The organism is Thiomicrospira microaerophila, assembly GCF_000934765.1.
GTDB lineage: Bacteria > Pseudomonadota > Gammaproteobacteria > Thiomicrospirales > Thiomicrospiraceae > Thiomicrospira > Thiomicrospira microaerophila.
Window position 1 is genome coordinate 1 of record NZ_JYNN01000011.1, and the last position, 17,182, is coordinate 17,182.

The following is a 17,182-nucleotide window of genomic DNA, read 5'->3' on the forward strand; positions in this document are numbered from 1 at the left end:
TGCCATCTAGGTCAGTGGTGCCGCTGACTTCGATCGTGACGTTGCCTTTGGCTATGTAGTCGCCGGTGATCTCTAGTTTTCCTTGGGTGTTGATGTCAGTCGCTTTGGCAACTTCAATCGTGCCCGTTAGGGTGACATTGTCCTTGGCATCCACTTTAAGTAAACCGTTTAGTGTTGTGTCTCCGCTTAGGTGGAGCGTGTTTTGGGTGGTGATGTTTGTGGCTTCACCGACCTCTAGTTTGTCACTGATGTTAACCGCGCCTGTTGCGTCAATGGTGAGTGCTTGGCCTATGTCGGTTTTGCCACTTAGTGTGATGCTGTCTTGACCGGTAATGATGGCTTCACCTGTCACGCTTAGGCTGTTTTCTAGGTTAATAGCGCCCGTTCCTTCTAAGGTTAGGTTGCCTGTGATGTCTAGCTTGCCCTCTAGGTCAGTCGTGCCGGTGACATTTAGGGTTGTGTTGCCGGTGATAGTTGAGCTGTGGAGTTTGATATCACCCTCTTGGGTGATATAAGCACCATTGGCTTTGATATCCAAACTCAGGTCAGTAACTTGGGTTTCAATCAGGTTTTCAGTGTTACCGAATCCGTTTGCATCAACCACTAGATGCTTAGCGAAGATATTTACTGTATCAACAGGGGTTTGAGTATCAAGCACGTCACCCGTTGCAGTTAGGGTTACGTTGGCTAGATGAGTCAACTCATTTTGCGTTGATCTTGTATCGATTAGACCTAGATTAATACCTGCATTTGTACCTGTTGTGGTGATTTGGATTTCACCTGCTGCGGAGGCGATATTACTCATTGCCGCTGAGTTTTGTGTATCTGTGTTTGCCAAGGTATTTACACGCTCAATGCTGATCGCTGAGACAGCACCAATCGTCAGGGTACCTTGGTTTGTAATGGCCAAGCCTTGGTTACCTGTGTTGGCAGCAAGGGTGGTAAGGGCTGTTGAGATCGCTGAAGAATTCGCCTGCATACCTAAGGTTAGGGTCAGCGACAAGTCGCCGGCAGTGATATTGGTGACCGCTGAGTCGTTATTTGAAATCTCATCCGCAGTTAAAGTTACCGAACTGGCTTTAATCGACGATAAGTCAATCACCGTTCCGGCTTGTAAGCGCATAGCCGCATTTATGGCTTCTACTTCCGTAGACGCCGCCATGGTAATGGCATTTTTAGCGATTAAATCAATCGTTTTTTCATTCGCTGTACTGATATTGGCGTTGATTTCAATGTCTGCCGCACTGTCGATGGTCAAGTGACCGCCGATGGTTAGTGCGCCATTCAGTTCAATATTACCTGAGTTGATGGTTTGCAATAGCGTGTTAGCGCCAACATCTAGACCGGCTGTTCCAGCGGTTCCTGCGTTCACTGTTAACTGACCGTCTGTTACACTTAGTACCAAAGCACCTGTCGTCACGATGTCTTCTTGTGTCGCATCTTCAGTGGTGTTCAACGTAACACCATTAAAATCAACAGACTTAAAGCTCATCGCATTTAACGCGGTTACATTGACAGCACCCATTTGCGCGATAAACACGCCGGCTGTTCCTGCTTTCACGGCGATGTTATCGACTTGAGTTTCGATTGCGTTGCCGGTTGCACCGAAGCCGCCTGCTGCATCTTTTACTTCAACACGTAGGTTGGTGGCTTTGACATTCATCGCATCGGCATTGTTATCAGTGATGCTTTCGGCGATTAGGCTTACATTACCACCGTTTGCCTCTAGGCTGGCTAGCTTGAGTTCTCCGCTAGCGCTGTAACGAATATGGCTGGCTTGAGTTTGCGCTGTTGCACTCATCACAATCGATGAGGCATCCACTGTCACATCGCCCTCTGTGGTTTTTACCAAGGCGTTTTGTGTGAGCTGGCCTTTACTGATTAGGCTGATATGACCGCCGGTGACATCAAGATTGCCGTTTAGCGTCATGCCGCCAACGATTGTTTCAATACGCACGTTGTCTTTTGCAACCAGGCCTGGTTGTGAATCCTTTCCTGCTTTAACTTCTAAATCGCCTGCGTTAACCGTAAGTACCAGTACACCGGCTGAATCTAAGTCTTCCTGTGTTTTTGCAATATTTGTTAAGCTGACATCTAATGCGCTTGCATCAACGCGTTTTACACTCACCGTTACACTATCTACCGTTAAGCCATTGGCTTCGGTGATGAATAGGCCGGCTGTGCCAGCATGTGCTGATAAGCTGTTGACGTTGGTGTTGAATACATTGTCCGATGAACCAATCGATGTACCGGCTGAGATTAATAGACCATCGGCCATCACTGAGTTGGTTGCACCTAAGTCATTAATCGTTGTACCTGCCAGTATGGCCACATTACCTTCATCACCCGCATTAATCAGGTTAATGGTTATCGCACCGTCTTGGGCTTCTAAACGGATGTCGCCATTAGCTGAGTTCAGCGTGGTGTCTGCTGCCATGGTGATGGAACCTTGCGCGGTTAAATCCATGGTTGTTGCTGTGGTGGTGATATTGGCGTTGATTTTAATCTCTGCCGCACTGTCGATGGTCAAGTGACCGCCGATGGTTAGGGCGCCTTTAAGGTCGATATAGCCCGAACCAGTAGTTTGCAATAAGGTATTGCCAGAAGATTGAATACCGAAGGCTTCATTATCGCCTGCATTCACAGTCAATATTCCGCTCGCTACACTCAAGACCAACGCACCTGTCGTCACGATGTCTTCTTGCGCCGCATCATCAATGGTGCTCAAAGCAACACCATCAACATCAACAGACTTAAAGCTCATCGCATTTAACGCGGTTACATTGACAGCACCCATTTGCGCGACAAACACGCCGGCTGTTCCTGCATCAACACTTAGATTAGTGACTTGGGTTTCCATGGCGTTGCCGGTTACGCCGAAGCCGCCAGCTTCACCTGTTACATCAACACGTAGGTGGGTGGCTTTGACATTCATCGCATCGGCATTGTTATCGGTGATGTTTGCGGCGATTAAGCTTACATTACCACCGTTTGCCTCTAGGCTGGCTAGCTTGAGTTCTCCGCTAGCGCTGTAACGAATATGGCTGGCTTGAGTTTGCGCTGTTGCACTCATTTCAATCGATGAGGCATCCACTGTCACATCGCCCGTGGAGGTTTTTACCAAGGCATTTTGTGTGAGCTTGCCTTTACTGATTAGACTGATATGACCGCCGGTGACATCGAGGTTGCCCTTTAGCGTCATGTCGCCAACGATTGTTTCAATACGCACGTTGTCTTTTGCAACCAGACCTGGTTGTGAATCCTCACCTGCTTTAACTTCTAAATTGCCTGCAGTTAGTGTTAATACCAGTACACCGTCTGAGTTTAGATCCTCTTGAATATCGGCTGCAAAATCTTCATCAACCTCACCATCAGTGCCTATGCGGTTAGCTTCAACCGTTACGCTATCTACCGTTAAGCCATTGGCTTCGGTGATGAATAGGCCGGCTGTGCCAGTATGTGCTGATAAGCTGTTGACGTTGGTGTTGAATACATTGCCCGATGAACCGATTGCTGTGCCCGCTTCTAGTAGCAGACCTGCAGCGGTTATTAGTGCACCATTGTTGTCGTTATCTTGAATAGCTGTACCTGCTATTAACGCAATATTGGCTGTGCCTGCGTTAATCACTTGCGTTGTGATCGCACCGGTTTTCGCTTCTAGGCGAATGTCGCCATTAGCTGTGTTCAGCGTGGTGACTGCTGCCATGACGATTGAACCTTGTGCGGTTAAATCCATGGTTTTTGCTGTGGTGGTGATATTGGCGTTGATCGCTAGACTCGCCGCACTGTCGATGGTCAAGTGACCGCCGATTATTAGTGCGCCTTTAAGGTCGATGCCGCTTTCGTCTGTAAAGTTTTGAGTAACCGTTGTTTGCAATAGCGTGTTAGCGCCAACATCTAGACCGGCTGTTCCAGCGGTTCCTGCGTTCACTGTTATCTGACCGTTCGTTACACTTAATACCAACGCACCTGTCGTCACGATATCTTCTTGCGCCGCATCTGTTACACCATCAATTAGGATTAAATCTGTCGCAACGCCATTGTCGCCGACTGTTTTAAACGTCATCGCATTCAACGCGGTTACATTGACGGCGCCCATTTGCGCGATAAACACGCCGGCTGTTCCTGCATCAACACTTAGATTATTGACTTGGGTTTCCATTGCGTTGTCGGTTGCGCCGAAGCCGTCTGCTGCACCTGTTACATTCACGCGTAGGTTGGTGGCTTTGACATTCATCGCATCGGCATTGTTATCGGTGATGTTTGCGGCGATTAGGCTTACATTACCATTTTCAGCCAGCGCTTCTAGGCTAGCCAGTGCGAGCGTTCCCGTTGCATGATAACGAATATTGGCGGCTTCTGAATGCGCTTCTATGCCCATCACAATCGTTGAGGCATCCACCGTCACATCGCCCTCTGTGGTTTTTACCAAGGCGTTTTGTGTGAGCTGGCCTTTACTGATTAGGCTGATATGACCGTTGGTGACATCGAGGTTGCCGTTTAGCGTCATGCCGCCAACGATTGCTTCAATACGCACGTTGTCTTTTGCAACCAGGCCTGGTTGTGAATCCTCACCTGCTTTAACTTCTAAATCGCCTTCAGCTAGTGTTAACACCAGTACTCCGGCTGAATCCAGGTATTTCTGTGTTTTTGCTATATCTGTTAAGCCAAAATCTAATGCGCTTGCTTCAACGCGTTGTACAGTCACCGTTACACCTTCGAGCGTTAAGCCATTGGCTTCGGTGATAAATAGACCGCCCGCTTTAGAATGCGCTGATAAGCTGTTGACGTTGGTGTTGAATACATTGCCCGATGAACCGATTGCAGTGCCCGCTTCTAGTAGCAGACCTGCAGCGGTTATTAGTGCATTAACATTGTCGTTATCTTGAATAGCTTCACCCGCTATTAACGCAATATTGGCTGTGCCTGCGTTAATCACTTGCGTTGTGATCGTACCGTCTTTGGCTTCTAAACGGATGTGGCCATTTGTTGAGTTCAGCGTGGTGTCTGCTGCCATGGTGATGGAACCTTGTGCAGATAAATCCATGGTTTTTGCTGTGGTGGTGATATTGGCGTTAATTTTAATGTCTGCCGCACTGTCGATGGTCAAGTGACCGCCGATGGTTAGGGCGCCTTTAAGGTCGATATAGCCCGAACCAGTAGTTTGCAATAAGGTATTGCCAGAAGATTGAATACCGAAGGCTTCATTATCGCCTGCATTCACAGTCAATATTCCGTTCGTTACACTTAATACCAACGCACCTGTCGACACGATGTCTTCTTGCGCCGCATCATCTATGTTGCTTAGATCAACACCATTAACATCAACAGACTTAAAGCTCATCGCATTTAACGCGGTTACATTGACGGCGCCCATTTGCGCGATAAACACGCCGGCTGTTCCTGCATCAACACTTAGATTAGTGACTTGGGTTTCCATGGCGTTGCCGGTTGCGCCGAAGCCGCCTGCTTTACCTGTTACTTCAACACGTAGGTGGGTGGCTTTGACATTCATCGCATCGGCATTGTTATCGGTGATGCTTTCAGCGATTAGGCTTACATTACCACCGATTGCCTCTAGGCTAGCTAGCGCCAAAGTACCCGCTGTGGTGTAACGAATATTGGCGGCTTTCGACACGGCCAAATCACCCATCACAATCGACCCTGCATCCACTGTAATATCGCCCTCTGTGGTATTCACCCCTGCGTTCTGCGTGAATAATCCAGAACTCAACAAGGCAATATGACCATTAACTGATTTGATATCACTTGAAACTGTCATCGCGCCAGATTGCGCTTGCAGACGAATATTGGCGTTAGTCGCTACGGAAATATCCGCCGCTACCGCTAAGGTGCCTGTTTTATTCACCAACACAAAATGATGTTGATTTTCCGCATTTTCTGTAATCTCAATACCTGATAAGTCTGCGCCAAGGTCCAAAGACGCAGAGGCACCATTCAAACCGACACGATTGACGACAGAATCCACTAACGTCACTGTAGACACACTCACTGCACTCGACTCGGTAATAAAAATCGAACCATTCGTCGCTAGTGCCGCAAGCTTGCTCACTTCGGTTTCTAGTGCATTATCATGGCTACCGATTGCCGTGCCCGCTTGCATACGCAGGTTATTTGCAAAGATATCCACTGCAGTATCGCCCGCCGTTGCGGCATCAACAATCGATCCGCCGGCGATGAGATTCACTGAACCCCAATTCGCTTGTCCCGTGAGCGCTTGTGCACTGCGATCTTGACTTGAACGCAAATCAATTAAGCTGACGCTGATATCCGTTTCCGCTTCGGCACGTAGATGACCTGCATTTGTGCGGACGCTGGCATTATTCGCCATTTGAATCGCACCGGATTTTGCCCATAGGTCGAGCGTTTGACCCGAGGCTAAGCTGGCAAGGAACATCGTTTCGCTGCCATCACCTATTTCAATGTGACGTGCCGCTTCAAGTGACATCGAGCCCTTGCTTGATTGCACCACTTTATTCACTAAAATATCGCTGTCAGTTCCTTCTGTTTTCAGCAATAGGTTACCTGTTGCGCCATTTAACAGAATTGAACCGCTCACCGTTAAACTGCCTGCTAGGGTTTGAATGACCGCATTGGCCGCGCCCTCACCGGTACCGCCGAGGGTAATGCCGTCACGACTGATCGTTAATGCGTCTGCCTCTGTCAGATACAGTCCACCGCTGAGGGTATTGACCGCACTCACTTGCTCAACCTGTGTTTTCAGTGCCATACCTGCAACGGATGACCCGATACCCGACTTCGCCTGCATCACTAGCTTCGTGGTGCCACCCGATAGGTTATAAGGTAAAGACAAGCTCGCTACAGACTGAATCGCGCCCACTGTTTGGTCTGAATCCACACCGGCTTTTAACACGATTTCATTGGTTGAATTCAACTGCGCCAAGGTAATATGACGTCCAGCTTGATAATCAATCGAGCCGTCATCGGCATCTGATTGAACACCATTTTTCATCAGGATATCCAGACCCGCATTCAGGTTAATTGCACCACCTTTCGAGAGAATATTCGCTTGTTGCTCAATCGAACCGCTGTTAGACGTCAGATAAATCACACCTGCACCAGTCGTTTCAACCACACCCAAGCCACTATTACGAATCAAGCCATCCGCCAACAGGGTAATCGCACCGCTGGTGGTCTTAATGCTGTTCATAACTTCAATGAACTTGTTATCGGCTTGTTTTTTCAAGTTAATCGGATTATCACCTTGTTGATTCGCCGAACTCGATGCCACCAGCACCAGATCCCCACTGCCTGCAATCGTGATGCCTGAACCACTGGTCAAAATATCTGTTGGATTGAATCCTGCTTTAACCAACTGACTCGCATTCGGTGACAATTGAATATTTCCCAACTCCGTACTGACGATAATCGAACCATCGCCCGATGCATCCGTCTGCGCCAAACGCTGAATCAATAAATCACCCGATACATCAGACACACTGCTTGGTTGGGTATGAATGCGAATATCCCCTTCAATACCGGTATTGATCGCATTCAACTCATTTATCTCTGTCCACAACAAACGCATCCCGCTGTATGCCTGCACATTCAGTGTATTCGCGCGCAATACTTCAGAATCATCACCAAAGTTACCGTTTTCCTGCACTACAACGCCTTTTTCTGCAAACAGATTTAAGCTATTGTTTTGTCCCCCGTTACTATAAACATCGACTTCATTACGAATCGTAATATTAAATTCGGCAATCAATGACAAGTCTTTCGCGGTTTTCAATACATAGTTATTATTCGACAAGTCTTCAACTAAAATATTGCCGCCATAAATCTCGACCTTATCATTAAAGGTATTAGCGCCTGCAATTTGGATCGCACCAATACGAACATTACCCGCGCCGGCTTTCGCCTTACCGTCCTGCTCATGTCCGATAATAATCTTGTCAAAACCGGCAGAAAGCGCTTGTAAATCACTATTTGAAATGTGCAACTCATTCGTCAAGGACACAAACGGCGGATTCGCAATCGCAATCGAGCGACCTAGCGTAGTGGTTTCAATCACCAAGCTACCACCAGGATTTACAATCGCACCTGAACGGGCTTGAGGTAAATCCAAAATATCCGTTTGCAAATAAATGAGCTTACCACCACTTCCCTGCTGCCCAAACGACACGCTAATATCATTACTAAAGTAAATATGGCTCGCGCCCTTAATAATCAAATTACCATTAATGACCATACTGGCATTAAAGTTCACGGAACCGCTGGCCTCGATAATCAAATCCCCATCGATATTCACCATCTGATTAAAGGTGACATTGTTCGCCCCCTCAATCGTCAAGCCATCAATCGCGCGGGTTTTGCCAAGTTGCGCGTTAATTGTGATATTGCCGTTATTCGCCATCAGATTTAAGGTATCAACCTTATCGTTTACCGCCGCATCTAAATAATGACTGGAGTTAGCCGTACCCAAGGTGATACTGCCGGCGTTACCCAAGGACTGTGACACGACATTTGAGCTCACATCACCGACTTTTAACGCCTCATCGACATTAAACGTACCACTAAAATCACTCAAGAACAGTCGATTACCCGACACCACATGCACCTTAGCGGTCACCGTTGCGTTTTCTAAACTATCACCTTGGTAAACAGTCTGACCACGTTCAAATCCAGTGGCGTTAAGCACTTCAACAAAATTCGCCCCCGCGACCACATAAATCTCGCCATCCACCAAAATCGAATCATTGACGATTTCACTGCCAGTCATCAAGGTATTGGCCGACCAAGTAGTGGTATTGCCTGCGCCGAAAATTCGCAAGGTGGAGCCATTTAAGCCGACCAAATCTTGATGCACATGAATCGAACCTGCAATCGGATTTTGAATCGTCAAGTTATCTTTTACCGTCACAACTTCTTTTGTAGCGGCCTCACCAATCGAAATATTATGCTGCCCAATCGTTGAGCCAATAATGATTTCGCGGAAACCGGCTTGAATACGCTCCAGCTCAGCAACAGTTAAATGCAATACATTACTGGATGGCGTTGCCAAGTCACCCAAGACAATCGGACGATCCGTATCAATCGGGCGCAGCGTTAACAAGGCACCCGCACTGCGCAAACTCTCCGTAATCACCAACTCATTGGAGACGATGACAATATCCTTACCGCCCGCATCCACTGCCGCCGAAATGGTTTGAGAACCCGATAAACTCGAAATATCCGTTGAACCGCCACGCGAACCGGTCGCACGCGCATCCTGCACCACTTCAGTATTGCCCGTCGCAATGATCAAGACGTTTTCACGCTCGGAACTCGAAGCGGTGATTTTCGCTGCATCCACCACAATCGCCAACGGACTTAACAAGAACCCAGACACCGCTTCACCAATTTTGCCTTGTGAAGTGATCGTTAAATGACCTAGGGTCTGAATATACGCGCCATCAGCGGCACGCAAAATCGTGTCGTTATTGATATCTGGACGACTCGCTTCCTCAAAAGACTGCATTTTTGCCGCTTTGATCTCGCCCGTTGCGCTATTCACCGTAAACTTACCAAAACGCAATGCCCAATCAATATCGCTACTGAATTGTTCATTTTCACCCACACCATTTGTTAACCAGGCCTGGTTAGCCACACCATGATCATTCAACACCGACCCCTGCGGCGTAGTGATACGAATATCCCCTAAACCAACCACACGAATCCCTGCACCCAACACCAGATCACCGCCCTCTGCCGTTAGCGCCAAAGTCTTGCCCGCTTCTGTCGTCGTACGAATATCCGACGTGATCCGAATACCCGCATCGGCACCGCCGGCATACAAACTCAGGTTACCTGTACCTGAAGTGATTCCCGCGCCATCAACCACAATCGAACCATTAATCGTGCTGATACTTACGTTACCGTTGCTGGCATTGGTAATCGACAAACTGTCCAAACCGGATGCGTTTTCAATCAAAATATCGCCCGCATTGCCATTAATAATCTTCAGATGTTTCACATCCGTTTCTAAGGTGCCGCCACCGAGTGAGACATGCCCGACACCTTGTGCCGCGCTAATCACCAGCGTGGCATTAACCGCCCCGATATCCACCGGACTATCTCCGGCATCCAATACCGCGCCACTCGTGCTGGTAATGCTAATCGTACCCTCATAGCTAGTGCGCACCTTACCGATAGTGGCATTACCGCCCGCCTCCATAGTGATTTGCGCATCCCCAGCATCAATCCACGTCTGACTGGTCATCGTCAAAGCACCCGTGCCGGCATTCAAGGTCACAAGACCTGAGCTTGAGGTAATATCGGCATTTTCGCCCAGAACCAACCCGTCTTTTGCAGAGATGTTAATCGTTCCAGACAGACTATTTATTGCATTAAGAAGACTGATTTGGCCAGCGGTCGTCGTTAAGTTCAAGTTCGCGGTGCCAGCTAAATCCAGCGCTGCCGCCAGCGTTAAATTGCCGCCAGCCGTCAGCGTAACCGCAGAACCACCGGTTTCCAGCTTAGTCACCTCGAGTGCACCCGTGTTGACTAAATTCACTGCCCCTTGCGTTGAAATAGCAAGACCTGTCGCCGTTATTGTTCCTGTAATAGCTCCTTGTGCCGGTGAACCATTCATACCGGTGATAACAACATTGCCCAAATTAGCTAACGAACCTTCACCAAAATTTACGCTACCGGAGGTTTGAATCGTTAAGCTGCCTGCTGTACCGGTTAAGCTACCAATATCTAAATCACCGTCCACAACCAAAGTCAGGTTGCCACCGGCCATATTTAAGGACTCAATCAGCAAGCTACCCTTTTGATCAACCATGACATTACCTGTCCCAGTCATATTCAACTTGAGGTTAGTCACCTTTGTCGTCACCGATAAATCATTGGCCGCTTGTAAGTCCAATGTTCCCGCCGTTACCTCGCCACCCAAGGCGATACCCTGGCCGGATGTCAGTTTGAGTGTTCCATTGTCCCCTACGTTCAATGCCTCAACAATGACTAAATCCTTACCGGCTGACAGCGAAATTGTTTCATTGTTATCAGGATAAGTTTGCAGGCTAACCAGCGTTAAATCGCCTCCCGCACTAAATGAATAACTCCCCTTGTCTCGCTCAGAGATAATCAGAACATGGTCGCCAGGCAACTGTGCCGCCCCAGAAAGCACGTCCATATTCACCCCACTCGCGCTCACAGTGTAAGGCGTATTCGGTAAGACCGCTTCAAGCGTTAAGCGCTTATTCCCAACATCCACGGTGGCTGTCATTAGGTTGCCAGCATCAATTTTTGTTTTCAACGCGCCAAGAATAGCGCTCCAATCCGCCGTTACACCCTCAACACCCGGTTGAACACTGTGAATCTGTGACCCTATCCGCACGTCATAACGTATCGCTGTAGACGCATCGCCTTCAAAACTAATTTGTGATTGTTGTTTAATAGGCGTTGAAACCGCTTGGGTAATCTCGGAAGCTGGCGATGGCGCAATGGCTTGCTGGCCTTGGCTCAATACAACAAAAGAATTCAATACAAAAGGAACGTTGGGCTCGCTGGCGGTTAACACCAACTTATTAGCATCAAAGCTCGCTACAACCCCAGCATTGTCAAGACTATTCACTTCATGCACCAATGCCGACAAAACCGATGCCAAACTCGCCTCTACAACAGCCTCGTTGACGGTGTCACCTACCCGAACTTGCACTGGATGTTGCACTGGAGGGTCCTGAACGGTTGTAAAAAACAATGAATAAAGATAACTTTCCTCCACCGCTGTACTCAGCACCACCTCATTAACCTGTGCTTGACGACTGCCTGCTTCTTGCACTAGAGCAACCGCATAACGATCGGTCTGATTATTACCCTCTGCGTTTTTTACTGATGCGTCTAAAGTGAATATCTCATTCGCTGTTTGATGTACGGCCCTAATAGAGCCCGCAACGATTGGGGAATTCTCATCTTCTGGATCGAGTGTCATCGTCTCTGTACTAAAAGTAAAACGATCATCACCAAACGCCAACAATCCCTCACCAGAGATCTTGCCGGTATCTTGAACAATCGCGCCAAGGAACCCAGCATACAATGACGCCCAAGAATCAACCACTAATCGCTTAAATACAAGCTGTGAAGCGTCATCCACCACCACCGCCGCCTCGAATGCTTCTGCCACGGCAGAAAAACTATCTTTTCCATCAGCCGTGACGCTATAACCAGTCTCACCGGATGTTAAGTGATAACTTAGATCGGATTCACCTACATCGATTGTGTAAAGCGTGCTACCCGACAGATACACAAACGCACGATCGGCTATCGAAGTAACGGCCTTGTTCTGCTTAATACCGTCGTTTTCTATTGCCACCAATTGACGTGCGCTAGCCTCAAATGCAAGGCTTGCCGACGTGCCAGCACCCGAACTAATGGTAATCACCCCTTCATTCGCTTCAGCATCGTAACCCTCTAATGCATTAATTTGTTGCGCCAATGCTGCTGCTACAGAATGAATGGTTACTGGTTCTTCACCAGAAGGCTGCCATGACACACTGACATCCTCAGCCAAGATCACGCTAAATGTGCCCTTATCGTTATATCTCGTGTCAAGCGCAAGGTCAGAAATTGTAATGGTACGAGCGTCCGCTGGCGGACTAACCGTAACATCAACGGCTAACGCCTTCACGACCGAGGCGCGAATACGCTCAATCTCAAAACCCTGAGTGGCTAAAACAAGGTTTTCACCGGTGCTTAGCGAATAATCCACACCAGCAAGCGTGACGCTATAGGTAAATCCGTCCTCCGGTGCCGCAAGAGTCGTCTCGCCTACCTCATCAAGGAACACAACATCGCGGCGCTCAAACTGATCTAGACCCGCAGGTGTGGTAGGCAAGGCGTAATCACCGGTTACAGCATCAGACACTACGCTTGTTTCAAAGCGCGACACCTCAACACTCAAGCTACCCAGTGCGGTATTAGGCTGTGCCGCCTTCACCGTTAAAGCGCTGTCAATCGTACTCACGACCACCGAATCTACATCGTTGCGCTCCGATAACTTAAACGCGATTGCCGTTAAAATACTATTAACAGTCTGCGTAACCTCTACATTGTTTACTGTATCCCCAACCTCAACTACAAAGGTGTCAGTGCCCAGCGTTACAACAAAACGATCGCCCTGCGCATGCAAACTAGACAAGGTTAAGCGCTGCTCTTGGTAACTATCTACCCCAGGAGCCGTTAATTGCGCGGCGTTTACCTGCACACTGGCGGCCGAAGTAAAGCTTGGATTGGTGCTTGTTAAATTGGACTCCGCCTGTAGCGTCACACCGCCACCGGCTTTTGTGCTAATCACTTCTAAACCTTGATCCACCCCAACAATGCTAGGATTAGATAACTGGGTCACCGCCGCGGCTGTTTCACCCCGAATAATCACTTCATAACCGTAAAGATCAACACGTGCATTATCATAAGGCGCCATTTCATAAATCACGCCTCTCGCATCAACAATCACAGCGCTATGCTGTTTCTGAGCCCCTGCTAACACACCCGCTTCCGCATAATCGATGTGCATATCCTTACTCGAATTCAGCTGGATATCATTTCCGGCCTTGTCCACCATAATCATCACATTATGAACATGCTGATCACCGCCCGTACCAATCGTAATAGCGCCATCTTGCGCCACTACATTTCGAACCTGCAGATTTGTTGCTTCATTAATCGCAATATGGCCTGATAAAGTAGATCGCGCTTCAATTTCATTCACGCGGGTATTCGCTTGAATAGAGCCAGTTGTCGTAATCGCCAGCTTATCAGCTAAAAACACCGATGCGCCTTCGCTAATCAAGTTCCGTGCCGTCAGCACCATATCGTCCGTCGCATTGACAATACCACCCAATACCCGAAGATCATGCCCCTGCACATCAATACGAATATCTTTTGCAGGATTGAAGCCCACCAGACCCCCGATAAAGCCATCAAGCACTAAATCGGCTTGTGTCAAGGTGATGTTGATATCTTGCTTGGCGCGTATATCAAATTTTTTCGCTGGCAAGGCAAGCGTATTCACTTCAATAAACCCAGAGTTTTGTGTCTCGGTTGCAAAGAAGGTAATTTCATGGGTACCCGCACCCGTAATAGTTAACTGCGCGCCACTGCTGGTGGCGCCATAAATATCCAGCGCATCCACTTTCGCGGCTAAGGATGCGGCAATAGTACTGGTCGTATCATTGCTTTGTGCAATATGCACAAGATTAAAACGCTGCGCATCTTTTACAAGCACCAAGCCATAGGCATCGCCTACACGCACAGGTACATCGGTTAGATTTACCGTTCTGTGAGTCGCGTTATTTGAACTGGCAGCGCTAACAATGCTAGCATCGGCATTCAGTGCAATCGCGCTACGAACAGGATTATCGCCTGTCGCTTTAATCACTAATTGACCAATCTTGCCATCCACCGCACCGGGTGCCGCTAAAATGCTGCCACTGACCAATACATTCGCGGCCGACACAAGCTCAAGATGATCTTTCGCTGTCAAACTGCCTTCAATGGATAACACACCGCCGGTCTGCAAAATAATCGTATCTGCGGCTAGGTTATTTGTAGGAATGTTAGGTGATTTATCGGCACCAAACTGGAAGGCTTCACCAGCACGATATTCAATCAAACCGGTGGCATTAAAGAATCGATATAGGTCTAACGTCCCTTGTTCAGCACTAAACCCTATACCATAGTTATAATCTAAGCTGTCGCCAGAAGTAGGCTGTGCCACAATCACATTGCCGGTTTCACTCACCAAGCGGATGATGTCAGCCGTTACTTTGGAATCAGCGGTTAAACGCAATGTTTTTTCAGATTGAATCGTAACCTTCGCCTTACCGCTGGTACTCGTTGACACCATACCCACCGTCAAGCCGGCTGAACGTTCACCCACACTATCACGCTCACGAATCTCAATATCACCTGACACGCTAGTGACACTATCCAAGCGATTCAGTGCCGTGGATAAATTCAACACACCCGCATTGGCATGGATTGTTAGCTTATCAGCCACAAGATTAACGTGATGTGCGGTATCCAAGCCAATCACCTGCTTACCATCCGCGATAGCACTTAAGGTTATAACTCCAAGAGATGTTAAAGTTTGATCACCGTCCGTGGCCACTAGAGCTTCGCGTGCTTGCTCAGTAGCCGCAAACGCACCCGCATTGACATGACCCACACGAAGATTACCTTTAGTCGCTGTTAAGAACACGCCTTTGTCAGCCGAGTTTGCTAGGCTACGAACATCGGTGGCGATCAAATCGCCCTCTTGGGCGGTGACATTGATCTCCCCATCCATGACGCTTAGCGCCGCTAAATTAAGCGTGCGCCCGGTTAATTGAGTTATCGAAACATCACCCGCTTCATAGCTTTGTAAATACACATGACGCACATCCGTGCGAAGATCCATTGCGCCAAAGGCATACACCTCAAGCTCATCTGACTTGAGCGTACCTGTAGCATGGCGAATCGTGCCCGTGGAATAAAGCTGAACATCCCCACGATCGGCACTGGACACATTGACGAGTTCTAAAATCGCGTTTTCACCATAAGCATGCAACACAATATCATTGCGATCACTTGTACCCAAAGCTTTAACCTGGGTTGCTTTCAAATTCCCCAGCGTAATAATGTTAATAAAGCCATCGAATGCTTCAACATTAACCAACTCTAAGGCGGCTGAACGGTTTACCACCTGCATATTGCCCGATTCAGTCAGCTTAGCCGTTAATTTCGCTGCATCAATATTGGCATCAATCGCTTGAGCCGCGGTTATATTTATCGTATCTGCATTAATCCAACCACCGCTATTGTGATAAACACGACCTTCTTGCGCCGTCATCGTTACCGTACCGTCTTTGGCTTCAATCACAGACTTATCCATATGAATATTGCCAAGCATTGAACCCGCACTGAGCACGACCTCACCCACGTCGGCCCTCAAGGTCAATTCAGCGAACTTATCACCCAAAATGGAACCGGACAAGGTATTGGATTGCGCGATATCGCCTGCTACCACCTGAATCTTAGTTGTGGCGACTACATCACCGCGTAAATGGATATCACCGCCTGAACTGAGCAACGCCTGTTGACCGGCTTCTACATGGCCCGCTATGCGCAGCGTTGCGCCCGCGTTAAGCGACACATTATAATCCTCACCCGATACTAACTGGGCAGAAGGCGTCAGTGTTAACTGTTGATTGGCACTCATGGTTAAAGAGGTACCTGCCGTGATGCTTGAAGCGGCGGGTAAATCTGAACCTTGGCTTATAATACCGGCGACCGTTAAATTATTGGCTTGAATCGTCACACTGGTATCGGAACCCAGTTTACCGCTCAGCGTGGCATTGCCGCGCACGCTGATATTCAGCGTTTCAGCGCGAATAGAATCGGTGGTAAACTCACTGCTTTGCTGCTGTCCAGATAACACCAACACCCTATCATCAAAGGTTTCTATTCGTGTACCGTAAACTGGCTCCTCTCCCCAAACGGTTTGAAGTGCCATTTCAACCACTTCTACTTCGGTTTTCACCGTTTCAAATACCGCTACGCGCCCCAAAATATCTTTGGACTGTGTAACTAACTCATAATTAAGCTGAATACGTGTATCGTAAATAGGTTTCCATTCGGATTCCCAGTTATAGCGCAAGTCATAGAAGGTCTCTGTTATCTGATGAGTCACATCAACCTTTCTTTCACCCACAATATAATGCCATTCACTACCTGCGTACATTAACTTAAATCGATAGTTATTGGCATCACTCCACGCACTAGATGAAGCAAACCTACCTTCATGCCATTCTGGTCCATGCCAGATATTCGCAACAGTCGCGCCATTTTTGTAATGAGAATCTTTATATTGACTTGTCCAATTTGCTCCCCGTCCTACATTCGCGTTCCAACCAACCCAATCGGTTCTCGGGTAATCTGAACTTTTGTATTTATTCGTGTCATTAAAACTACTATATGTAAAGTAATCCCACCCTTGATATCTAACCGATCCAGCATTTTTAACTGTTTGCGCCAACTCTCGATCAAGGGTAAAGCTTAAGGTATCCGTTTCCATCGCAGAGATAAAGTCTGCCGAAGCAAACAACACATTCGTCGCACGTGATTTATCTAAGCTATTCGATATTGCATTGATTACGGCGTCAAAGCCAGGTGTAGT

The 17,182-nt window shown here is 48.0% G+C and carries 1 protein-coding gene (cut by a window edge); it reads right to left on the bottom strand.

The window, feature by feature from the left end; all coding sequences use genetic code 11:
• Positions 1-17,182, bottom strand: part of the annotated coding region (locus NA59_RS05805) for an LEPR-XLL domain-containing protein (RefSeq protein WP_198401061.1) (this coding region is incomplete at its 3' end). The annotated region continues 36,819 nt past the right edge of the window; 17,182 of its 54,001 annotated nt are in view.